General features: G+C 62.3%; 19 protein-coding genes and 1 pseudogene. 3 read left to right on the plus strand and 17 right to left on the minus strand.

Annotated features, from left to right (window positions below; all coding sequences use genetic code 11):
• Positions 1-9 precede the first annotated feature (9 nt).
• The 15 genes from rnhB to rpsB form a co-directional block, all read right to left on the minus strand.
• Positions 10-633, minus strand: a complete 624-nt coding sequence (rnhB, locus tag CQW31_RS16045) for a ribonuclease HII (RefSeq protein ID WP_054885365.1) — start codon at positions 631-633, stop codon at positions 10-12.
• A gap of 1 nt (position 634) precedes the next feature.
• Entirely contained in the window at positions 635-1,762 is a 1,128-nt protein-coding gene (gene lpxB / locus CQW31_RS16050; protein ID WP_099814882.1) for a lipid-A-disaccharide synthase, read from the minus strand.
• 1 nt (position 1,763) lies between these two features.
• Entirely contained in the window at positions 1,764-2,540 is a 777-nt protein-coding gene (lpxA, locus tag CQW31_RS16055) for an acyl-ACP--UDP-N-acetylglucosamine O-acyltransferase (RefSeq protein ID WP_054885367.1), read from the minus strand.
• Positions 2,537-2,977: a 3-hydroxyacyl-ACP dehydratase FabZ gene (gene fabZ / locus CQW31_RS16060; protein WP_003252314.1), complete on the minus strand. Its 441-nt coding sequence runs from the start codon at positions 2,975-2,977 to the stop codon at positions 2,537-2,539. Before fabZ ends, lpxA begins: the two co-directional genes overlap by 4 nt.
• A gap of 113 nt (positions 2,978-3,090) precedes the next feature.
• The gene (gene lpxD / locus CQW31_RS16065; RefSeq protein WP_054885368.1) at positions 3,091-4,146 is read right to left on the minus strand and encodes a UDP-3-O-(3-hydroxymyristoyl)glucosamine N-acyltransferase; all 1,056 of its coding nucleotides are present in this window, start codon (positions 4,144-4,146) and stop codon (positions 3,091-3,093) included.
• Position 4,147: 1 nt separating this feature from the next.
• Positions 4,148-4,651: an OmpH family outer membrane protein gene (locus CQW31_RS16070; protein ID WP_054885369.1), complete on the minus strand. Its 504-nt coding sequence runs from the start codon at positions 4,649-4,651 to the stop codon at positions 4,148-4,150.
• Between the two features lie 44 nt (positions 4,652-4,695).
• On the minus strand, positions 4,696-7,044 hold the full coding sequence (gene bamA / locus CQW31_RS16075) for an outer membrane protein assembly factor BamA (protein WP_054885370.1): 2,349 nt from the start codon (positions 7,042-7,044) through the stop codon (positions 4,696-4,698).
• 74 nt (positions 7,045-7,118) lie between these two features.
• The gene (gene rseP / locus CQW31_RS16080) at positions 7,119-8,471 is read right to left on the minus strand and encodes a sigma E protease regulator RseP (protein ID WP_099814883.1); all 1,353 of its coding nucleotides are present in this window, start codon (positions 8,469-8,471) and stop codon (positions 7,119-7,121) included.
• Positions 8,472-8,519: 48 nt separating this feature from the next.
• Positions 8,520-9,710, minus strand: coding sequence for a 1-deoxy-D-xylulose-5-phosphate reductoisomerase (gene ispC, locus CQW31_RS16085; RefSeq protein WP_054885372.1), 1,191 nt, complete (start codon positions 9,708-9,710; stop codon positions 8,520-8,522).
• Positions 9,707-10,522, minus strand: a complete 816-nt coding sequence (locus CQW31_RS16090) for a phosphatidate cytidylyltransferase (RefSeq protein ID WP_099814884.1) — start codon at positions 10,520-10,522, stop codon at positions 9,707-9,709. The genes ispC and CQW31_RS16090 overlap by 4 nt, the downstream gene beginning before the upstream one ends.
• The gene (uppS, locus tag CQW31_RS16095; protein WP_027920033.1) at positions 10,522-11,277 is read right to left on the minus strand and encodes a polyprenyl diphosphate synthase; all 756 of its coding nucleotides are present in this window, start codon (positions 11,275-11,277) and stop codon (positions 10,522-10,524) included. The genes CQW31_RS16090 and uppS overlap by 1 nt, the downstream gene beginning before the upstream one ends.
• 15 nt (positions 11,278-11,292) lie before the next feature.
• Positions 11,293-11,850 (minus strand): ribosome recycling factor, encoded by a 558-nt coding sequence (gene frr, locus CQW31_RS16100; protein WP_054885374.1) that lies wholly within the window; start codon positions 11,848-11,850, stop codon positions 11,293-11,295.
• Positions 11,847-12,590, minus strand: coding sequence for a UMP kinase (gene pyrH, locus CQW31_RS16105; RefSeq protein WP_003252294.1), 744 nt, complete (start codon positions 12,588-12,590; stop codon positions 11,847-11,849). Before pyrH ends, frr begins: the two co-directional genes overlap by 4 nt.
• A gap of 180 nt (positions 12,591-12,770) precedes the next feature.
• Positions 12,771-13,634, minus strand: coding sequence for a translation elongation factor Ts (tsf, locus tag CQW31_RS16110; RefSeq protein WP_054885375.1), 864 nt, complete (start codon positions 13,632-13,634; stop codon positions 12,771-12,773).
• 184 nt (positions 13,635-13,818) lie between these two features.
• Entirely contained in the window at positions 13,819-14,556 is a 738-nt protein-coding gene (gene rpsB, locus CQW31_RS16115) for a 30S ribosomal protein S2 (protein WP_027920037.1), read from the minus strand.
• A 347-nt stretch (positions 14,557-14,903) separates the two neighbouring features.
• On the opposite strand from rpsB, the gene map reads away from it, so the two are divergent.
• The 3 genes from map to dapC are packed head-to-tail and all read left to right on the plus strand — an operon-like array spanning position 14,904 to position 19,651.
• On the plus strand, positions 14,904-15,686 hold the full coding sequence (map, locus tag CQW31_RS16120) for a type I methionyl aminopeptidase (RefSeq protein ID WP_016712936.1): 783 nt from the start codon (positions 14,904-14,906) through the stop codon (positions 15,684-15,686).
• Positions 15,687-15,721: 35 nt separating this feature from the next.
• Complete coding sequence (locus CQW31_RS16125) at positions 15,722-18,424, plus strand: [protein-PII] uridylyltransferase (protein WP_054885376.1); 2,703 nt, start codon at positions 15,722-15,724, stop codon at positions 18,422-18,424.
• A gap of 30 nt (positions 18,425-18,454) precedes the next feature.
• Positions 18,455-19,651: a succinyldiaminopimelate transaminase gene (gene dapC / locus CQW31_RS16130; RefSeq protein ID WP_099814885.1), complete on the plus strand. Its 1,197-nt coding sequence runs from the start codon at positions 18,455-18,457 to the stop codon at positions 19,649-19,651.
• Positions 19,652-19,774: 123 nt separating this feature from the next.
• On the opposite strand, the gene CQW31_RS16135 is transcribed toward dapC, so the two are convergent.
• Both CQW31_RS16135 and CQW31_RS31660 read right to left on the minus strand, forming a co-directional pair.
• Positions 19,775-21,421, minus strand: coding sequence for a Na+/H+ antiporter (locus tag CQW31_RS16135; RefSeq protein WP_099814886.1), 1,647 nt, complete (start codon positions 21,419-21,421; stop codon positions 19,775-19,777).
• Between the two features lie 441 nt (positions 21,422-21,862).
• Positions 21,863-21,969: pseudogene (locus CQW31_RS31660) on the minus strand (IS110 family transposase); the annotation flags it as partial.

The raw sequence follows: 21,969 nt of genomic DNA on the forward strand, positions 1-21,969 counted from the left end.
CCCCTTTCATCAGATAAGAGAATCGATAATGCCTTCGCGGGCTTCCCAGGCGGCCCGCACCGGGGCGAACGAGCGCCGATGAATGGGCGTCGGGCCAAGGCGCTCGAGGGCTTCGAGGTGCACAGGCGTTGGATAGCCTTTATGCCCGCCAATGCCGTAACCCGGGTAGATCAGTTCGAATGCGCTCATCTCCCGGTCCCGGGTCACCTTGGCCAGGATCGATGCGGCAGCGATTGCCGGCACCTGGCTATCGCCTTTGACCACTGGCGACGCCGGCACCGCCAGCTTGGGGCAACGGTTACCGTCGATCAGTGCCAGCTTCGGCGTCACATGCAACCCTTCCACCGCGCGCTGCATGGCCAGCATGGTGGCATGGAGGATGTTCAAGCGGTCGATTTCCTCGACTTCGGCGCGGGCGATGCAGAAGCTCAAGGCTTTTTCGCAGATCTCGTCGAACAGCGCCTCGCGCTTGGCTTCGGTGAGTTTCTTCGAATCGTTCAGGCCAAGAATCGGCCGAGCCGGGTCGAGGATCACCGCCGCCGTGACCACCGCACCGCACAGCGGGCCGCGGCCAACTTCGTCGACGCCGGCGACCAGGTCTTCGACCAGGTTGAAGTCCAGTCCAATCTGCATGTCAGCGGTCCTTGAGCAGGGCCAGCACTGCGTCGGCAGCCTGGTTGGAGGCGTCGCGGCGCAGGGTGCGGTGAATATCGTCGAAGCGTTCGGTCTGCTGGGCACCGTCGGTGACCAGCGGCGCCAGGGCCTGGGCCAGGGCTTCGCTGGTCGCGGCATCCTGCAGCAGCTCAGGCACCAGTTCACGCTGGGCCAGCAGGTTGGGCAGCGACACGTAGGGACTTTTCACCAGACGCTTGAGAATCCAGTAGGTCAACGGTGCCAGGCGGTAGGCTACAACCATCGGCCGCTTGTACAACAGCGCCTCCAGGGTGGCGGTACCCGAAGCGATCAACACCGCGTCGCAGGCAGCAAGGGCCCGGTGCGACTGGCCATCGAGCAAGGTCAACGGCAAATCGCGCCCTTCGAGCATCTGCTCGATCTGAGCACGACGCGCTGCGTTGGCGCAAGGCAGCACGAAGCGCACGCCAGGCACCCGTTCGCGCAGGCGCTGGGCGGCGTCGAGGAACAGCGCGCCCAGACGCCCGACCTCTCCACCACGGCTGCCCGGCATCAACGCCACCACCGGCCCTTCGGCGAGGCCCAGTTCGTTACGCGCAGCCTGACGGTCTGCCGTCAACGGAATGGTGTCGGCCAACGGATGGCCGACAAACCGCACCGGCACGCCCTGCTCTTCGTAGAAGCGTGCTTCGAAGGGCAACAGCGTGAGCATCAGGTCGCAACCTTCGCGAATCTTCAGCACGCGCTTCTGCCGCCACGCCCACACCGACGGGCTGACGTAATGTACGGTCTTGATCCCGGCCTGACGCAGTTTCAGTTCGATATTGAGAGTGAAATCGGGGGCATCGATGCCGATGAACACATCGGGCTTTTCGCCGATCAAGGTCTGGATCAGCAGCTTGCGTCGCTTGAGCAACTCACGCAGGCGCCCCAGCACTTCGACCAGGCCCATGACCGCCAGACGTTCCATGGGGAAGTAAGACTGAAGGCCTTCGGCCTCCATCAACGGGCCGCCCACACCGATGAAACGCACATCGGGATGGCGCGCCTTGAGGGCGCGCATCAGACCAGAACCGAGGATATCGCCGCTGGCCTCACCTGCGACCAGGGCTACGCAAAGCTGCGCCATGTCAGCGGGTGATGCCGCGGGCAGAGTTCACGATCGACTGGCGGAACAGCTCGACCTGTTCGTGCTTGGCGGCCAGTTCGTCCAGCTCTTTGATCGCCTCTTCCACGGTCAGACCCTGGCGGTAGACGATCTTGTATGAACGGCGCAAGGCATGGATGACCTCGTCGCTGAAACCACGGCGGCGCATGCCCTCGAAGTTCATGCTGCGGGCTTCGGCAGGGCTGCCGAACACCGTGACGAAGGCCGGCACATCCTTGCCGATCGCCGTGCCCATGCCAGAGAACGCATGGGCGCCGATGTGGCAGTATTGATGCACCAGGGTGAATCCGGACAGGATCGCCCAATCACCCACGTGTACATGCCCGGCCAGCGCGGTATTGTTGACTAGGATGCAGTGATTGCCGATGACGCTGTCATGGCCGATATGGGCATAGGCCATGATCAGGTTGTGATCGCCCAGGGTAGTTTCCGAACGGTCCTGGACCGTACCACGATGAATGGTCACCCCCTCGCGGATCACATTGTGATCACCGATCACCAAGCGTGTCGGCTCACCCTTGTACTTGAGGTCAGGGGTGTCTTCACCAATCGAGGAAAACTGGTAGATCCGGTTGTGCTTGCCAATCCTGGTCGGCCCTTTAAGCACGACATGGGGGCCAATGACGGTGCCCTCGCCGATTTCGACGCCGGGGCCGACGATCGACCACGGGCCAACCTCGACGCCCTCGGCCAGCTTGGCCGAGGGATCGATGATCGCCCGCGGATCAATCGAACTCATAGGGAGCGTTCCGCACAGGTGATCTCAGCCGAGCACACCGGCTTGCCGTCGACCAGGGCGCGGCATTCGAACTTCCAGATCATGCTCTTGCGGCTGAGGAACTTGGCTTCCAGCACCAGCTGGTCGCCCGGCAGCACCGGCTGACGGAAACGCAGCTTGTCGGAACCGACGAAGTAGTACAGGGTGCCATCGGCCGGCTTGGCATCGAGCATCTTGAAACCAAGGATGCCGGCCGCCTGGGCCATGGCTTCGATGATCAGGACGCCCGGCATGATCGGATGTGCCGGAAAATGGCCATTGAAGAACGGCTCGTTGATGCTGACATTCTTGTAGGCACGAATGCTCTGGGCCTCGAAGTCCAGATCCGTCACGCGATCTACCAGCAGGAACGGGTAGCGGTGAGGCAGGTATTCGCGAATCTCGTTGATGTCCATCATTTCGGGGGGAAGCCTGTAATAAGAATAGGGAGCGCAGGTGCTGACCACACGCTCCTTTTGCAGTCCAAAGAGGAGCCAGCTAGCGACTGTTCACTCTTGCTCAGGAAATGGTATCAGCCTTCTGATGTCGGCTGGCCACCTGAGGTCACGGTATCGACACGTTTTTCCAGCTGCTGGAGCCGTTTGGCCATGTCATCGAGCTGGCGAATGCGCGCCGCGCTCTTACGCCAGTCAGCCAGGGGCTGCATGGCCGTGCCGGATGAATAGGAACCAGGTTCGGTGATCGAGCGGGTCACCATGGTCATTCCGGAAACAAATACGTTATCGCAGATATCGATATGCCCCACCAGGCCCACACCACCCGCCAGCATGCAATGCTTGCCGATGCGCGCACTGCCGGAGATGCCGACACAGGCAGCCATGGCCGTGTGATCACCGATCTGCACGTTGTGGGCGATCTGGATCTGGTTGTCGAGTTTTACCCCATCACCGATCCGGGTATCGGACAGCGCGCCTCGGTCTACGGCGGTGTTGACGCCGATCTCGACGTCATCGCCGATGGTGACCCCGCCAATCTGGGCGATCTTGCGCCAGATGCCCTTCTCGTTGGCGAAGCCGAAGCCCTCACCGCCGATCACTGCGCCCGACTGGATGACCACACGCTTGCCAATGGTCACGTCGTGGTAGAGCGTGACGCGCGGGGCCAGCCAGCCACCTTCGCCGACCACGCAACGCGCACCGATGAAGCAATGCGCCCCGATGCTGACGTTGGCGCCGATGCGCGCACCGCTTTCGATGACCGCGAACGGCCCGATACTGGCGCTCGCATCCACCTGGGCATCCTCCGCCACCACGGCGCTGGGATGAATACCCGCCACAGCCTTGGGTTTGGGGTCGAACAGGTGGGAGATACGCGCATAAGCCAGGTACGGGTCAGCCACGACCAGGGCATTGCCGGCGAAGCCTTCGGCGTCCGCAGCCTTGAGCAGCACCGCGGCGGCCTGGCAGTTGTCCAGGTATTTGCGGTATTGCGGGTTGGCGAGGAAGCTCAATTGACCGGGGCCAGCCTCCTGCAAGGTAGCCAGCCCGGTAATCTGCAGCGCTTCAGGGCCTTTCAGTGTGGCCCCGAGGGCCTCGGCCAGCTGGCCGAGCGTCATGGTCACGGTCATATCAACGCGCTTGGTTCATACGCTCGATGACTTGGCGGGTGATGTCGTACTGAGGTTTGACATCGATGACCGCGCCGCGCTCGAGAACCAGGTCGTAGCCGCCTTTCTTGATCACTTCCTCGACAGCGCCGTCCAGCTTCGGCTTGAGCTGCTTGAGCATGTCGCGGTCAGCAACGGCCTTGGCCTCGTTCAGTTCCTTGGACTGGAACTGGAAGTCACGGGCTTTCTGCTTGAATTCGAGCTCCAGACGCTCACGCTCCTGCTGCTGCATCTTGTCGCCACCCTTGATCAGGCGGTCCTGGATGCCCTTGGCGCTGCTTTCCAGGCTCTTGAGCTTGGTCAGTTGCGGGCCGAACTTCTTCTCGGCGTCGACCGCGTACTTCTTGGCGGCATCGGATTCGAGCAGGGCCATCTGATAGTTCAGCACGGCGATCTTCATTTCGGCGAAAGCCGGGGTGGCGACCAGCGCCGCGGCCACTACGGCCAGTTGAGCCAATTTACGCACGATGCACTCCTGGAAAAACCGTTGTCGTTAAGCAAGGGCCGACCTTAGAAGGTCTGGCCCAGAGAGAATTGGAACACCTGGGTATCGGCATCGGTCGGCTTCTTCACCGGCATCGCCAGACTGAAGCTCAACGGGCCCAGGGCCGTGATCCAGGTGACACCCAGGCCGACCGAACTGGCCATGCCCGAGAAGCCCACCTTCTCGCAATCCGGCTTGCTGCCGCAGTTGGTGTCGAACACGTTACCCACGTCCCAGAATACCGAGGTACGCAGGGAACGCTGGTCCTTGACGAACGGCAGCGGGAACAGCAACTCGACACCACCTTGCACGAGCACGTTACCACCGAACGGCAATGGATCCTGATCCGGGTCGGCGATGGTACCAGGGTTGGTCCCCTTGCTCGGCGTACTGCGCGGGCCCAGCGTACTGTCTTTGAAACCACGCACGGAGTTGAAGCCACCCGCGTAGTAGTTTTCATAGAACGGCAGGCCCGAGGTGCTACCGTAGCCATCACCATAGCCCAGTTCGGTATGCAGGCGCAGGGTGTAATCGTTGGTAATCGGCTTGAACAGCTGGCCGCGGTAGTCGAGCTTGTAGAACGACAGGTCGCTGCCTGGAATGGTGCTCTCGAGCGTCAGGCTCTGGGAGTGACCACGGGTCGCCAGCACACCTTTGTTCAGGGTCGACTCGGACCAGCCGATCGAGGCCTTGAAGTTGGTGAAGTTGTCACCTTCCTGCTTGAGGAAGTCGAAGATCTCGTCAACGGTGTACTTACCGGTCTTGATCTTGTCCTGCTGAACGCTCAGGCCGTAGGTCAGACGCGAGGTTTCGCTGATCGGGTAACCGAGGCTGACACCGGCACCCAGGCTGTCCACCGCATAGCTGGCCACGTCGACGTCAAGGTCGCTGTAGTCGGTGCTGCGGTAGAAGGCGTTGTAGCCCAGGCTCACGCCGTCGGCAGTGAAGTAGGGATCAACGAAGCCGAAGTTGTAGCGGGTCTGGTACTCCGAACGGGTCAGGCCGATGGATACCTTGTTACCGGTACCGAGGAAGTTGCTCTGGCTGATCGAACCACCGAGGATCAGGCCGGCGCTCTGGGCGAAACCGACACTGGCGGTGATCGAACCGGAGGCTTGCTCTTCGACGCTGTAGTTGACGTCGACCTGGTCGTCGGTGCCTGGCACCGCCGGGGTCTCGACGTTGACTTCCTTGAAGAAGCCCAGGCGCTCAAGACGGGTCTTGGACTGGTCGATCAGGTAAGTCGAAGCCCAGCCACCTTCCATCTGGCGCATTTCACGGCGCAGCACTTCGTCTTCGGTCTTGGTGTTACCGCGGTAGTTGATGCGGTTGACGTAGGCACGCTTGCCCGGGTCGACCACGAACATGATGTCGACGGTGTGGTCCTGGTCGTTCGGCTGCGGCACGCCGTTGACGTTGGCGAAGGTGTAGCCTTCGTTGCCCAGGCGGCGGGTGATCAGCTCGGAGGTGGTGGTCATGACCTTGCGCGAGAACACCTGGCCCGGCTGCACCAGCAGCAGCGACTTGACCTGGTCTTCCGGCACCTTCAGGTCACCCGACAGCTTCACGTCGCGAACCGTGTACTTCTCGCCTTCGTTGACGTTTACGGTGATGTAGACGTGCTTCTTGTCCGGGGTGATCGACACCTGGGTGGAGGCGATGTCCATATTGATGTAGCCGCGGTCCAGGTAGTAGGAACGCAGGCGCTCCAGGTCACCGGAGAGCTTTTCGCGGGCGTACTTGTCGTCGTTCTTGAAGAACGATAGCCAGTTGGTGGTCTTCAGTTCGAACAGCTGCTGCAGCTCTTCATCGCTGAACACGGTGTTGCCAACGATGTTGATGTGCTGGATGGCGGCAACGGTACCTTCGTTGATCTTGATCTTCAGCGCCACACGGTTGCGCGGCTGCGGCACGACTTCGGCGTCGACCTCGGCCGAGTAGCGGCCCTGGGCCACGTACTGGCGCTGCAGCTCGTTGCGCACGCCTTCGAGGGTGGCGCGCTGGAAGATCTCGCCTTCGGCCAGGCCCGACTGCTTCAGGCCCTTCATCAGGTCTTCGGTGCTGATCGCCTTGTTGCCTTCGATCTCGATGCTGGACACCGACGGGCGCTCGACCACGTTGATGATCAGGACGTTGCCATCGCGGTTCAGCTGGATGTCCTGGAAGAAGCCGGTCTTGAACAGCGAACGGGTGGAATCCACCAGGCGGCGGTCGTCAGCCTGGTCGCCAACGTTGAGTGGCAAGGCGCCGAACACGCTGCCGGCGGACACCCGCTGCAGGCCGTTGACACGAATATCGGAGATAGTGAAGGACTCGGCGTGAACTTCAGCGATCATCAGTGCGGACATGACCGCAGTTAGCAGCAGACGTTTCATGAAGTCCTTTTATTCCAACTGGCAATAAACAATCCGCCGCATGGTGACGGCAGGTTCGCAATTGAGCGAAGCTTTTAAAGTCGACCCAGATCGTTGATCAGGGCGAGCAACATCACCCCTACGACCAAACTGATACCGATCTGGACCCCCCAACCTTGCACCCGTTCTGACAATGGACGACCGCGCGCCCACTCGACCAGGTAAAACAGCAAATGCCCCCCATCCAGTACTGGAATGGGCAGCAGGTTAAGAACCCCCAGGCTTATGCTCAGGTAGGCCAGGAAATTCAGGAAATCCCCCACGCCGGACTGGGCTGAAGCGCCCGCCACTTTAGCAATGGTTATCGGTCCGCTCAAGTTTTTTACCGAGAGCTCACCGAACAGCATTTTCTTCAGCGACTCGAGGGTCAGGACGCTCATGTTCCAAGTCCGCGAGAGCCCCTCGCCCACGGCATCCAGCGGGCCATAGCTGACTTCGCGAAGCATGCTGGCAGGCCATTCGGCGCCCTTCACACCCGCGCCGAGGTAGCCACCGGCCGCTTTGCCTTCGCCTTTGTGAGCCAGCATGACCGGCACATCGAGGGCCGCGCCGTCGCGCTCGACTCGCAGCACCACCTGGGAATCAGGGCGCGCACGAACGCTGTCTACCACCTGCTGCCAATCACTGAGCGCCGCGCCGTCGAGGGCGAGCAATTTGTCGCCGGCCTTCAGGCCAGCGGCAGCAGCCGGGCCTTTCGGATCGATCTCGGCCAGTACGGGCGATACCGCCGGCCGCCATGGGCGCAGGCCCAGGGACTGAATAGGGTCCGGCTCGTCGACACCCTTGAGCCAATGCTCCAGCTTCACCTGCAGCTGGCGCTCGGCGGTGGCGCCATCGTCGCGCACCCCAACCTGCAGGGTGCCACTCTCACCCAGGCGGCGAACCAGCTGCAAATTGACTGCCGACCAACCGCTGGTCGCCTTGCCATCAATAGATACAATTTCCTGACCAGCAGCCAGGCCTGCCGATGCTGCCAGGCTACCCGGCTCGACCGCACCGATCACCGGGCGGACCTGCTGGGTACCGAGCATGGCCAGCAGCCAGAAGAACACGATGGCCAGGAGGAAATTGGCGACGGGGCCTGCGGCTACGATGGCGATGCGCTGACGCACCGACTTGCGATTGAACGCTTGATCGGCAAGCGCCGGAGGCACTTCGCCCTCACGCTCGTCGAGCATCTTGACGTAGCCACCCAGCGGAATCGCTGCCACCACGAACTCGGTGCCCTGGCGGTCATGCCAGCGCAGCAACGGCATGCCGAAGCCGACGGAGAAGCGCAGCACCTTGACCCCGCAACGCCGTGCGACCCAGAAGTGGCCAAACTCGTGGAATGTGACCAGTACACCCAGGGCCACCAGGGTGCCGACAATCATGTAGAGCGCAGTCATATCTATCTCCGAATGACGTTCAGCAGAACCCTGGTAGCGCGCCAGGCCTCAACGACCGTGACGCCTCAGCCACTCACGGGCCAGTTCTCGGGCACGCTGGTCGGCAGCGAACACGGCCTCCAGCGATGGCAGCGGCACCACAGGTTCCTGATCAAGCACTTGCTCGATCATACCCGCGATCTCAGGGAAGCGGATACGCCGCTGGAGAAATGCCTCGACCGCGACCTCGTTGGCCGCATTGAGCACCGCAGGCGCACTGTTACCGGCTTCGGCCGCCTCGCGCGCCAGGCGCAGGCAAGGGAAGCGTTGTTCGTCCGGCGCCTGGAAGTCCAGACGGGCGATGGCGAACAGGTCCAGCGGGGCAACCCCGGAATCGATACGCTCTGGCCAGGCCAAGGCATTCGCGATGGGGGTGCGCATGTCCGGATTGCCCAACTGGGCCAGCACCGAACCGTCGATGTAGTCGACCAGCGAATGGATCACGCTTTGCGGATGCACGACCACCTCGACCTTGGCCGGCGCCGCATCGAACAACCAGCAGGCCTCGATCAGCTCCAGGCCCTTGTTCATCATGCTGGCCGAGTCCACGGAAATCTTCCGCCCCATCGACCAGTTGGGATGAGCACAGGCCTGTTCCGGAGTGACATCGACCAAGGCCGCCTGCGGCGTCTCGCGGAACGGCCCACCCGAGGCGGTCAGCAGGATACGACGCACGCCGACCTGGCTCAGGCCGCGAGCATAATCGCCCGGCAGGCACTGGAAGATCGCATTGTGCTCGCTGTCGATCGGCAGCAGCACGGCGCCACTGCGCCGCACCGCGTCCATGAACAGCGCGCCGGACATTACCAGCGCCTCCTTGTTGGCCAGCAACACCTTCTTGCCCGCTTCAACGGCGGCCAGGGTCGGACGCAGGCCAGCGGCGCCAACGATGGCAGCCATCACCGCATCCACGTCAGGGGCTGCCGCGACCTCGCACAGACCCGCCTCCCCTACCAGCACCTGGGTAGCGCAGCCCGCACCCACCAGACCATCACGCAGGCGCGCAGCGCCTTCGTCATCGGGCACCACGGCATAGACCGGGTGGTGCCGAACGCACAGGGCCAGCAGCTCGTCGATGCGCGAATAGCCGCTGAGCGCGAACACCTGGTAGCGTTCGGGGTGCCGCGCAATCACATCAAGGGTATTGAGACCGATCGAGCCGGTCGCACCCAGCACAGTAATACGCTGCGTGCGACTCACATCACACCCCATTCGGCAGCCCACAGCAGCACGGCGAAGATCGGGATAGCTGCGGTCAGGCTGTCGATGCGATCCAGCACCCCACCATGGCCAGGCAGCAGGTTACTGCTGTCCTTGATGCCGGCCCGACGCTTGAACATGCTCTCGGTCAGGTCACCGATCACCGACGACATGACCACCAGCGCAGCACCCAGCAGGCCTAGCAGAAGCTGGCCGAAGCCCCAGTCACGGCTGATGCCCACCACCAGGGTGATCACCAGGCTGACCGCCATGCCACCATAGACGCCTTCCCAGCTCTTGCCCGGGCTCACTTGCGGCGCCAGCTTGCGCTTGCCAAATGCACGACCGGAGAAATAGGCACCGACATCAGCTGCCCAGACCAGCACCATGACCGACAGGATCAGCCAGTTGCCGAGCTGCCAATGCTTGAGCAGGATCAGCCCTTGCCATGCCGGCAACAGGATCAGCAAGCCGATCAGCAGCTTGCAGGCTGCACTGGCCCACAGTTCGCTGCTGCGTGGATAGGTGAGCACCAACCAGGTGGCCAGCGCCCACCAGATGACCGAAGCGCCAAGCACCCATGGTGCCAGGTCCGGCATGAGATGGAGCAGCATCAGCGCTCCGGCGACCACAGCGGCGTAGGCGATGCGCAATGACTGAGCCACTAGCCCGGCCAGACGCGCCCACTCCCAGGCACCGAGGGTCACCACGAAGCCGATGAACAGGGCGAAGTCCCCACCGTTGAGCAGGAAGAAACCACCCAGCGCGACCGGCAACAGGATCAGCGCGGTAATGATGCGTTGTTTAAGCATTAAGCACGAGCTCCAGCCTCGACCTGCTCGCTGGTCTTACCGAAGCGGCGCTGGCGCGAAGCGAAATCGGCCAGGGCTTTGCGCATGGCCTCGTGTTTGAAATCCGGCCAGTAGAGGTCGGAGAAATACAATTCGGCATAGGCCAGTTGCCACAGCAGGAAGTTGCTGATGCGATGCTCGCCACCGGTACGGATGCACAGGTCGGGCAATGGCAGCTCGCCTGTGGCCAGGCAGGTCTGCAGCAGGCCAGGGGTGATGTCGTCCGGGCGCAGATGGCCGGCCTGAACCTCACGCGCCAGGCGTTGGGCGGCCTGGGCGATATCCCACTGGCCGCCGTAATTGGCGGCGATCTGCAGAATGAAGCGGTTACTGCCCGCTGTCAGCGCCTCGGCTTCGCGCATGGCAGCCTGCAGCTCGGGGTGGAATCGCGAACGGTCACCGATGATGCGCAGGCTGATGTTGTTCTCGTTGAGGCGCCGGGCCTCACGGCGCAAGGCCGAGAAAAACAGCTCCATCAACGCACCGACCTCTTCGGCCGGGCGCTGCCAGTTTTCACTGGAGAAGGCGAACAGGGTCAGCACTTCGACCCCGGATTCGGCGCACACCTCGATGACTGCGCGCACCGCGTCGACGCCAGCCTTGTGCCCGGCGACGCCGGGCAGCAGGCGCTTCTTCGCCCAGCGGTTGTTGCCATCCATGATGATCGCGACATGACGCGGCACCGATGACGGTGCCGCCAACTTGGACTTTTCCATTAAAAAACCTCGGCCTTAAACGGCCATCAGGTCCTTTTCCTTGGCTTTGTAAGCGGCATCGACTTCAGCAATGAACTTGTCGGTCAGCTTCTGGATCTCGTCAGCGGCGCGACGCTCTTCGTCTTCGCTGATTTCCTTGTCCTTGGTCAGCTTCTTCAGATCACCCAGGGCATCGCGGCGCACGTTACGCACAGCCACCTTGGCATCTTCGGCAACGCTGCTGGCCTGCTTGGTGTAGCCCTTGCGGGTCTCTTCGGTCAGGGCCGGCATCGGTACACGGATGGTGGTACCGGCGCTGGAGGGGTTCAGGCCCAGGTCGGAGGTCAGGATGGCTTTCTCGATGGCAGCGCTGAGGTTCTTGTCGTGAGCGACGATCTTCAGGGTGCGGGCATCTTCGACGGTGATCGCAGCCACCTGGTTCAGCGGCATCTCGCTACCCCAGGCCGTGACCTTGACGCTGTCCAGGATGCTTGGGTGGGCGCGACCGGTACGGATCGCCGCCAGGTTGCGAGCCAGGGCTTCGATGGATTTGCCCATGCGCTCCTGCGCGTCTTTCTTGATGTCGTTGATCATGCTTGGCCTTCCTCGATCAGAGTACCTTCAGCGCCACCCACCACGATGTTCAGCAGGGCGCCAGGCTTGTTCATGTTGAATACCCGCAATGGCATCTTGTGGTCACGGCACAGGCAGATTGCGGTCAGGTCCATCACACCCAGCTTGCGATCCAGGACCTCGTCATAGGTCAGGTGATCGAACTTCTCGGCATGCGGATCCTTGAATGGGTCGGCAGTGTACACGCCATCGACCTTGGTCGCCTTCAGCACCACGTCGGCATCGATTTCGATGGCGCGCAGGCAGGCTGCAGAGTCGGTGGTGAAGAACGGGTTGCCGGTACCGGCAGAGAAAATTACCACATCCCCGGAGTTGAGGTGGCGAATAGCTTTGCGACGATCGTAATGATCGGTGACGCCAACCATGGAAATGGCCGACATGACCAGGGCCGGGATGTTCGAACGCTCCAGCGCATCGCGCATGGCCAGGCCGTTCATGACAGTGGCCAGCATCCCCATGTGGTCGCCGGTGACACGGTCCATGCCGGCTGCGCTGAGCGCTGCGCCGCGGAACAGGTTGCCACCACCGATCACCAGGCCGACCTGGACACCGATCCCCACCAGCTGGCCGACTTCAAGGGCCATGCGATCCAGCACCTTCGGATCGATGCCGAAGTCTTCCGAGCCCATCAGGGCCTCGCCGCTAAGTTTGAGCAAAATGCGTTTATAGCGAGGTTGGCGACCACTCACCTGCTGAGCCATTGCGAGTCTCTCCTGCGGCGTACTTTTAGAAAATTCGTGCGAGCCGTTTTCGGCTTGCTAACTGTAGCGTGGCACCGTTTTGGTGCCAGCGGCGTCGGGCCCTGTAAACCCTTCGCCGTTTTGACAAAGAGGCTGCGCGCGTGAGCGGGCAGCCTCTTTGGGGCGACAGACGGGGCTGTCTTACTGCTTGGCAGCAGCTACCTGAGCGGCAACTTCTTCAGCGAAGTTGTCGACTGGCTTCTCGATGCCTTCGCCAACCTTGAAGTAGGTGAAGGAAACGATTTCAGCACCGGCTTTCTTGGCCAGCTCGCCAACCTTGACTTCTGGGTTCATGACGAAAGCTTGCTCTTTCAGCGAGGCTTCGGCCTTGAACTTGGTGATACGACCGTTGATCATGTTTTCAACGATGTTTTCCGGCTTGCCAGCGATCTTGTCGGCGTTCAGCTGCAGGAAGACGTTCTTCTCGCGCTCGATGGCTTCAGCGGAGATTTCCGACGAATCCAGGAACTCCGGGTTCGAAGCTGCAACGTGCATGGCGATGTTCTTGGCCAGCTCGACGTCGCCGCCTTTCAGAACAACGGCAGCGCCGATCTTGTTGCCGTGCAGGTAGGCACCGACAACATCACCTTCAACGCGCACCAGGCGACGGATGTTGACGTTCTCGCCGCACTTGGCGACCAGGGCTTCACGAGCTGCTTCACGCGAGGCAACCAGGGGAGCGGCGTCGGTCAGCTTCTGAGCGAAAGCTTCTTCCAGGCTTTCGGCCACGAAGTTCTTGAAGTCGTCTTGCAGGGCCAGGAAGTCGGTCTGCGAGTTCACTTCCAGCAGGACGGCGGCTTTGCCGTCGGTCTTGACGGCGATAGCGCCTTCAGCAGCGACGTTGCCAGCCTTCTTGGCGGCCTTGATGGCGCCCGAGGCACGCATGTCGTCAATGGCTTTTTCGATGTCGCCGCCGGCCTTTTCCAGGGCCTTCTTGCAATCCATCATGCCTTCGCCGGTACGCTCGCGCAGTTCTTTGACCAGCGCTGCAGTAATTGCTGCCATTTCAAAATCCTCTTGGAAAGTTTTTCAACCATTCCACCCGCTCGTCACGGGCGTTAAATTCTGCAAATCGCTGCCTTTATATCAGCTCGCCCATCATGCGGGGCCGTTGCTGACAGCAGGATTTCAAGGTGGCAAAAAGGGGGCAGAGCCCCCTTTTCGCGTGCCAAGTAGACGCTAGCGCCTATTACTCAGCAGCAGGTGCAGCCGCTTCTTCAGCGTAGACTTCAGTACCGCCGGCAACGTTGTTGCGGCCGCGGATGACGGCGTCAGCCATCGAAGTCATGTACAGCTCGATAGCGCGGATGGCGTCATCGTTACCTGGGATAACGAAGTCAACGCCTTCTGGGCTGCTGTTGGTATCGACAACGCCGATAACCGGGATGCCCAGCTTGTTGGCTTCGGTGATAGCAATGCGCTCGTGGTCAACGTCGATCACGAACAGGGCATCAGGCAGACCGCCCATGTCCTTGATACCACCCAGGCTGCGGTCCAGCTTTTCCAGATCGCGCGAACGCATCAGGGCTTCTTTCTTGGTCAGCTTGGCGAAGGTGCCATCTTCGGCCTGGGTTTCCAGGTCGCGCAGACGCTTGATCGAAGCACGGATGGTCTTGTAGTTGGTCAGCATGCCGCCCAACCACCGGTGATCAACGTATGGCGAACCTGCGCGAGCAGCTTGCTCGGCAACGATCTTGCCGGCGGAACGCTTGGTGCCGACGAACAGGATCTTGTTCTTGCCCTGGGCCAGGCGCTCTACGAACGACAGAGCGTCGTTGAACATCGGCAGGGTTTTTTCCAGGTTGATGATGTGAATCTTGTTACGCGCGCCGAAAATGTACTTGCCCATTTTCGGGTTCCAGTAACGGGTCTGGTGGCCGAAGTGCACACCGGCCTTCAGCATATCGCGCATGTTGACTTGGGACATGATAGTTCCTTGATAAGTCGGGTTGGGCCTCCACGTATCCCAATGACCAACCCACGCTTCCGGAGAATCGGGGCACCCAGGCCATCGTGTCGACACGTGTGTGGGTTTGGAGCTGACGGGGTCGTCCCCGAAAGCGGCGCATTTTATACCACAGACCGCGAGCGAACGGAACCCGGATCAGGTTGCGTCCGTCAGCAGTTTTTGCAGCACCCTGCCAAACAGGCCAGAATGCCTCCTTATAGACAGCAGCATGACCGCCTTTATCCCGACAGAATGCCGCCCTGCTCTGCTAGAATCCGGCCTTTCCCGTTTGTTCGCGCCGTCTGCGGCGCCGTAGAGAGCCTGTAATGACCGTCACCATCAAGACTGCAGAAGACATCGAGAAGATGCGCATCGCCGGCCGCCTGGCCGCCGAAGTGCTGGAAATGATCGAAGAACACGTCAAGCCCGGTGTCACCACCGAAGCGCTCGACCGCCTGTGCCACGACTACATCGTCAACGTCCAGCAGGCCATCCCGGCGCCCCTCAACTACAAGGGCTACCCGAAGTCGATCTGCACCTCGATCAACCATGTGGTCTGCCACGGCATCCCCAACGACAAGCCGCTCAAGGACGGGGACACGCTCAACATCGACGTTACCGTGATCAAGGACGGCTACCACGGCGACACCAGCCGCATGTTCCACGTCGGCACCGTGCCAGTCTGGGCCGAGCGCCTGTCCAAGGTCACCCAGGAATGCATGTACAAGGCCATCGAACTGGTCAAGCCGGGCTGCCGTCTGGGCGATATCGGTGAGGTGATCCAGAAGCACGCCGAGAAGAATGGTTTCTCGGTGGTGCGCGAGTTCTGCGGCCACGGCATCGGCAAGGTGTTCCATGAAGAGCCGCAGATCCTCCACTACGGCCGCGCTGGCACCGGCATGGAGCTCAAGGAAGGCATGACCTTCACCATCGAGCCGATGATCAACCAGGGCAAGGCCGACACCAAGGTGCTGGGCGACGGCTGGACGGCCATCACCAAGGACCGCAAGCTCTCGGCCCAGTGGGAACATACCCTGGTGGTGACGGCTACCGGTTACGAGATATTCACCCTGCGCAAGGACGACACCATCCCGCGCACCTCGGCCTGATACCCAAGGCAACCTAAAGACAGGAACGCGACGCGATGCCCCAGGTGGATCCCGAGCTGTTCGACCGTGGCCAGTTCCAGGCGGAACTGGCCCTCAAGGCGAGCCCCATCGCCGCCTTCAAGAAAGCCATCCGCCAGGCCGGCGAGGTGCTCGACAAACGCTTTCGTTCGGGCTGCGAAATCCGCCCGCTGATCGAAGCCCGCGCCTGGCTCGTGGACAACATCCTGCAACAGGCCTGGAACCAGTTCGACTGGGGCGACCCGAGCGGTATCGCGCTGGTGGCGGTCGGCGGCTATGGCCGCGGCGAGCTGCACCCGCACTCGGACATCGACCTGCTGATCCTGCTCGGGGCCGCCGAGCATGAACAGTACCGCGAGGCCATCGAGCGCTTCCTCACCCTGCTCTGGGACATCGGTCTGGAGGTCGGCCAGAGCGTGCGTACCGTCGACGAATGCGCCGAGCAGGCCCGCGCCGACCTGACGGTAATCACCAACCTGATGGAAAGCCGGACCATCGCCGGCCCCGAAGACTTGCGCCAGCGCATGCTCGAGGTGACCAGCACCGGCTACATGTGGCCGAGCAAGGATTTCTTCCTGGCCAAGCGTGCCGAACTCAAGGCCCGCCACCACAAGTACAACGACACCGAGTACAACCTCGAGCCCAACGTCAAGGGCTCGCCCGGTGGCTTGCGCGACATCCAGACGGTGCTCTGGGTCGCCCGCCGCCAGTACGGCACGCTGAACCTGCATGCCCTGGCCGGCGAAGGCTTCCTGCTGGAAAGCGAGAACGAACTGCTGGCCTCGTCCCAGGACTTCCTGTGGAAAGTGCGCTATGCCCTGCACATGCTCGCCGGTCGCGCCGAGGACCGCCTGCTGTTCGACCACCAGCGCAGCATCGCTGCACTGCTCGGCTACAGCGACGACAACCCCAAGCGCGCCATCGAACAGTTCATGCAGCAGTACTACCGGGTGGTGATGAGCATCAGCCAGCTTTGCGACCTGATCATCCAGCACTTCGAAGAAGTCATCCTCGCCGATGATGGCAGCGGCACCACCCAGCCGCTGAACGCGCGCTTCCGCCTGCATGACGGTTACATCGAAGCGGTCAGGCCGAACGTGTTCAGGCGCACCCCGTTCGCCATGATGGAGATCTTCGTGCTGATGGCTCAGCATCCGGAGATCAAGGGCGTGCGTGCCGATACCGTGCGCCTGCTGCGCGAACATCGGCACCTGATCGACGACACCTTCCGCAACGATATCCGCAATACCAGCCTGTTCATCGAGCTGTTCAAGTGCGAAATCGGTATCCACCGCAACCTGCGGCGGATGAACCGCTACGGCATCCTTGGCCGCTACCTGCCGGAATTCGGCCTGATCGTCGGGCAAATGCAGCACGACCTGTTCCACATCTACACGGTCGATGCGCACACCCTCAACCTCATCAAGCACCTGCGCAAGCTGCAGTACACGCCGGTATCGGAGAAATTCCCCCTGGCCAGCAAGCTCATGGGCCGCCTGCCCAAGCCCGAGCTGATCTACCTGGCGGGCCTGTACCACGACATCGGCAAAGGTCGCCAGGGCGATCACTCCGAGATCGGTGCGGTGGATGCGCAGAAGTTCTGCGAACGCCACCAGTTGCCGGCCTGGGACAGCCGGTTGATCGTCTGGCTGGTGCAGAACCACCTGGTGATGTCGACCACCGCCCAGCGCAAGGACCTGTCCGACCCGCAGGTGATCAACGATTTCGCCTTGCATGTGGGCGACGAGACGCGTCTGGACTACCTGTATGTGCTGACCGTGGCCGACATCAACGCCACCAACCCCAGCCTGTGGAACTCCTGGCGCGCCAGCCTGCTGCGCCAGCTCTACACCGAGACCAAGCGCGCCCTGCGCCGTGGCCTGGAAAACCCGTTGGACCGTGAGGAACAGATCCGCCAGACCCAGTCGGCCGCGCTGGACATCCTGGTGCGCGAGGGTACCGACCCGGACGATGTCGAGCAGTTATGGTCGCAGCTGGGCGATGACTACTTCCTCAAGCACAACGCCGCCGATGTGGCCTGGCACAGCGACGCCATCCTGCAGCAACCGGCCGATGGCGGGCCGCTGGTGCTGATCAAGGAAACCACCCAGCGCGAGTTCGAAGGCGGTACGCAGATCTTCATCTACGCGCCCGACCAGCACGACTTCTTTGCCGTGACCGTGGCCGCCATGTCGCAGCTGAACCTGAACATCCATGACGCGCGGATCATCACTTCGAGCAGCCAGTTCACCCTCGACACCTACATCGTGCTCGACAACGATGGCGGCTCGATCGGCGACAACCCGCAGCGGGTCAAGCAGATCCGCGACGGCCTGACCGAAGCGCTGCGCAACCCCGAGGACTACCCGACCATCATCCAGCGCCGGGTGCCGCGCCAGCTCAAGCACTTCAACTTCCCGCCGCAGGTGACCATCCTCAACGACGCACAGCGCCCGGTGACCATCCTCGAGATCACCGCGCCAGACCGCCCCGGCCTGCTGGCACGGCTCGGGCGGATCTTCCTGGAATTCGACCTGTCGCTGCAGAACGCCAAGATCGCCACCCTCGGCGAGCGGGTGGAAGACGTATTCTTCATCACCGATGCCGACAACCAGCCGCTGTCCGACCCGCAGCTGTGCAGCCGCCTGCAGGAAGCCATCGTGCAGCAGCTGCAGGCCGGCCAGGCCAGTGATGCCAACCCGACCCGCGTGACTTTTTAACGATTAGACGATTGACGAGACCTCCTGCCGATGAACCATGCCTTGACCCAGCTTCAGCCCTACCCGTTCGAGAAACTGCGCGCCCTGCTGGGCACTGTGAAGCCGGCGGCGGACAAACGCGCCATTGCCCTGTCGATCGGTGAACCGAAGCATGAATCGCCGGCGTTCGTCGCCCAGGCCATGGCCGACAACCTCGACAAGCTGGCGGTGTACCCGAGCACCCTCGGCCTGCCGGCGTTGCGCCAGGCCATCGGCCACTGGTGCGAGCGCCGCTTCGGCGTGCCGGCCGGCTGGCTCGACGCCGACCGTCACATCCTGCCGGTCAATGGCACCCGTGAGGCGCTGTTCGCTTTCACCCAGGCCGTGGTCAATCGTGCCGATGACGGCCTGGTGGTCAGCCCCAACCCGTTCTACCAGATCTACGAAGGCGCCGCCCTGCTGGCCGGCGCCACCCCGCATTACCTGCCCTGCCTGGAAGACAACGGCTTCAACCCGGACTTTGACGCCGTGCCGGCCGAGGTGTGGAAGCGCTGCCAGATCCTGTTCCTGTGCTCGCCGGGCAACCCGACCGGTGCGCTGGTGCCGATGGACACCCTGAAGAAGCTGATCGCCCTGGCCGACGAGCACGACTTCGTGATTGCCGCCGACGAGTGCTACAGCGAGCTGTACTTCGACGAAGACGCGCCGCCGCCAGGCCTGCTGAGCGCTTGTGCCGAGCTGGGCCGCAGCGACTTCAAGCGCTGCGTGGTGTTCCACAGCCTGTCCAAGCGCTCCAACCTGCCAGGCCTGCGTTCGGGCTTTGTTGCCGGTGATGCGTCGATCATCAAACCGTTCCTGCTGTACCGCACCTACCACGGCTGCGCCATGCCCGTGCAGACCCAACTGGCCAGCGTCGCCGCCTGGCAGGACGAGGCCCATGTGCGCGAGAACCGTGACCAGTACCGTGCCAAATACGATGCCGTGCTGGATATCCTGCAGCCGGTGATGGACGTGCAGCGTCCGGATGGCAGTTTCTATCTCTGGGCCAAGGTGCCGGGCGGCGATGCCGAGTTCACCCGCGACCTGTTCGAGGCCGAGCATGTGACCGTGGTGCCGGGGTCGTACCTGTCGCGTGAAGTCGACGGTGTGAACCCGGGGGCCGGCCGCGTACGCATGGCACTGGTTGCACCGCTGGCCGAGTGCATCGAGGCGGCGGAGCGGATTCGCGCATTCCTGCAAAACCGCTGATTGGCCCGGGGGCGCTTTGCGCCCCATTCGCGGGTAAACCCGCTCCCACAGGTACAGCGCAAGCCGCGAATGCGGTGCATGATCTGTGGGAGCGGGTTCACACGCGAATGGCCCACAACAGGCCTACCTGACCTGCCCCAGGTTGGCCTCACTCAGATCCAGCTCCCCCAGCACCTGCCTGACCACCTCATCGCCCACCAGATGCTGGCGATGCAGGTTGTACAGTTCCAGCCGCTGTGCCCGCAGCGCGCGCAAGCGCAAACGCCGCTCCAGCAAGTCCATCTGTTCGGCCAGCGCCCGTGCCTCGGCCGTGTCGTTGTAGCTATCCAGCTCATCCCGATATTCGGCCATCAACCGCGCCTTGAGCTCCGTGGCCAGGGTTGCCTGTGCCGCATCCTGCGGCGCGCTGGCATCAATCACCTCTTCCGCCTCCAACGCATGGATCGCCGCCTCGGCCGTACGCCGCCAGGCCTCCTGCACTTCCTGATGCAGCCGTTCGTCCGGGCTCTTGGTGATACCCCGCAGGAGCAGCGGCAAGGCTATGCAGGCACTGATAAGCGACAGCAGGATCACCCCGGCGGCGATGAAGATCAGCAGGTCACGTTCAGGGAAGGCCTGGCCCGCGCCCATCAACAGCGGCACCGACATGACACCGGCCAGGGTCACTGCCCCGCGCACACCGCCCAGGGTCAGCAACCAGCAAGAGCGCATGGTTGGCATCAGCACCAGCGTCGGCCTGCCGCGCCAGCGACGAACCACACCGATCGCCCGCCAGATGCTCTGCACCCAGACGAAACGCAGCAGGATCAATGCGGCGAAGATCGCCAGCACGTCGAGGCAGCGCCAGGCCAGGGTCGGCCAGACGGTGGTCTCGTGGCTGACAACGGCCTTGATGATGTCCGGCAGTTGCAGGCCCAGCAACAGGAAGATCAGGCCGTTAAAGGCGAACTCCAGCAGCGACCAGACGCTGCGGTTGAGCAGACGGGTACTGGTCTGGCGCGGCAACAGGTCGAGCCAGCTCTGCATCATGCCGGCGGCCACCGCCGAAAGGATGCCCGATACGCCCAGGCGCTCGGCAAGCACATAGGCGGCAAAGGGCAACAACAGCATGAATACCACATGGGTGGCCGGGTCATCCCAGCCACGGGCGATCATCCAGGCGCGCAGGCGGCCGATCAGCCAGCTCAGGGCCACACCTACGGCGAGGCCACCTAGGGCCACCAGCACGAAACTGAAGCTGGCGTCGGCCAGCGAAAACGCCCCGGTAATGGCGGCGGCCAGGGCGAACTTGAACGTCACCAGACCCGAGGCGTCGTTCATCAACGCCTCACCCTGCAGCATGTGCATCAGCGGGGTTGGCAGGCGATCCTGGGTAATCGCCGACACCGCCACAGCGTCGGTAGGCGACAGCACGGCGGCCAGGGCAAAGGCCACCGGCAACGGAATGCTCGGCAGCAGCCAATGGATGAAGTAACCGGCACCGACCACGGTGAACAGCACCAGCCCAACGGCCAGCGCCACTACCGGGCCGCGGATGCGCCACAGCTCGCGCTTGGGGATGCGCCAGCCGTCGGCAAACAGCAGCGGCGGCAGGAAAAGGAACAGGAACAATTCGGGGTCCAGGGCAACATGCAGGCCCAAGGTCGGCCAGGCCAGCAATGCGCCAGCGGCGATCTGCACCAAGGGCAACGGCAACGGGATCATGCGCCCGACCAGTTTCGACACGCTTACCAGCGTCAGCAGGATGAGGACGGTGTAGGCGGACTGCATCCGTGAAGGCTTCCTTTGTGAACCAAAAACGACAGCGGGGGCGAGAGATCGCCATTGAAACAATATGTTAGCGGGGTATCGCGAAACGAGGCCGCTGCACGATAGTCGCAGGTGACAGATGAATATGTAACACGATGATACCCAGTGCTTGTGGGTTGTGCAGGTTAGGGCCTGTATTGGCTTGGAGGTGCATGCCTTGAGAGTTTCTGCGCCTGTAAGATCGAGCGCCGCCCGCGCGGCGCATCGCGGGCAAGCCCGCTCCCACATCTGTTTCGGGCCAGTCTCTCCTGTGCCGCCAACAGGGACCGCCTTGTTGGCATGGCGATACATCGCGGTGGGCGCTGATGTCGCTCCACCTGTCTTCAGACATGCACCAGGGCGGTCCCTGTTGGCTTCACAGGATGGACTGGCCCGAAACAGATGTGGGAGATTCTATGGTTTTCAGCAAGCCAGTTTCCCGCCTTTGGTGACGTATTCGTCCTGATTTTTCATCAGGGCGAATGCCACCCGCGCGAGCTTTCTTGCCAGGATTACCAGAGCTTGGGTTG

It is taken from the genome of Pseudomonas sp. 382, from assembly GCF_002759075.1.
GTDB classification, from domain to species: domain Bacteria; phylum Pseudomonadota; class Gammaproteobacteria; order Pseudomonadales; family Pseudomonadaceae; genus Aquipseudomonas; species Aquipseudomonas vlassakiae.

Bases quoted from the DNA above. Each gene is read 5' to 3' on its own strand.
- rseP (WP_099814883.1), bottom strand. From the start codon at position 8,471: ATGACTGCGCTCTACATGATTGTCGGCACCCTGGTGGCCCTGGGTGTA.
- CQW31_RS16135 (WP_099814886.1), bottom strand. From the start codon at position 21,421: ATGCAGTCCGCCTACACCGTCCTCATCCTGCTGACGCTGGTAAGCGTG.
- lpxA (WP_054885367.1), bottom strand. From the start codon at position 2,540: ATGAGTTCGATTGATCCGCGGGCGATCATCGATCCCTCGGCCAAGCTG.
- rnhB (WP_054885365.1), bottom strand. From the start codon at position 633: ATGCAGATTGGACTGGACTTCAACCTGGTCGAAGACCTGGTCGCCGGC.
- tsf (WP_054885375.1), bottom strand. From the start codon at position 13,634: ATGGCAGCAATTACTGCAGCGCTGGTCAAAGAACTGCGCGAGCGTACC.
- pyrH (WP_003252294.1), bottom strand. From the start codon at position 12,590: ATGGCTCAGCAGGTGAGTGGTCGCCAACCTCGCTATAAACGCATTTTG.
- rpsB (WP_027920037.1), bottom strand. From the start codon at position 14,556: ATGTCCCAAGTCAACATGCGCGATATGCTGAAGGCCGGTGTGCACTTC.
- fabZ (WP_003252314.1), bottom strand. From the start codon at position 2,977: ATGATGGACATCAACGAGATTCGCGAATACCTGCCTCACCGCTACCCG.
- lpxB (WP_099814882.1), bottom strand. From the start codon at position 1,762: ATGGCGCAGCTTTGCGTAGCCCTGGTCGCAGGTGAGGCCAGCGGCGAT.
- frr (WP_054885374.1), bottom strand. From the start codon at position 11,850: ATGATCAACGACATCAAGAAAGACGCGCAGGAGCGCATGGGCAAATCC.
- map (WP_016712936.1), top strand. From the start codon at position 14,904: ATGACCGTCACCATCAAGACTGCAGAAGACATCGAGAAGATGCGCATC.
- dapC (WP_099814885.1), top strand. From the start codon at position 18,455: ATGAACCATGCCTTGACCCAGCTTCAGCCCTACCCGTTCGAGAAACTG.
- bamA (WP_054885370.1), bottom strand. From the start codon at position 7,044: ATGAAACGTCTGCTGCTAACTGCGGTCATGTCCGCACTGATGATCGCT.
- uppS (WP_027920033.1), bottom strand. From the start codon at position 11,277: ATGGAAAAGTCCAAGTTGGCGGCACCGTCATCGGTGCCGCGTCATGTC.
- lpxD (WP_054885368.1), bottom strand. From the start codon at position 4,146: ATGACCGTGACCATGACGCTCGGCCAGCTGGCCGAGGCCCTCGGGGCC.
- CQW31_RS16125 (WP_054885376.1), top strand. From the start codon at position 15,722: ATGCCCCAGGTGGATCCCGAGCTGTTCGACCGTGGCCAGTTCCAGGCG.
- CQW31_RS16090 (WP_099814884.1), bottom strand. From the start codon at position 10,522: ATGCTTAAACAACGCATCATTACCGCGCTGATCCTGTTGCCGGTCGCG.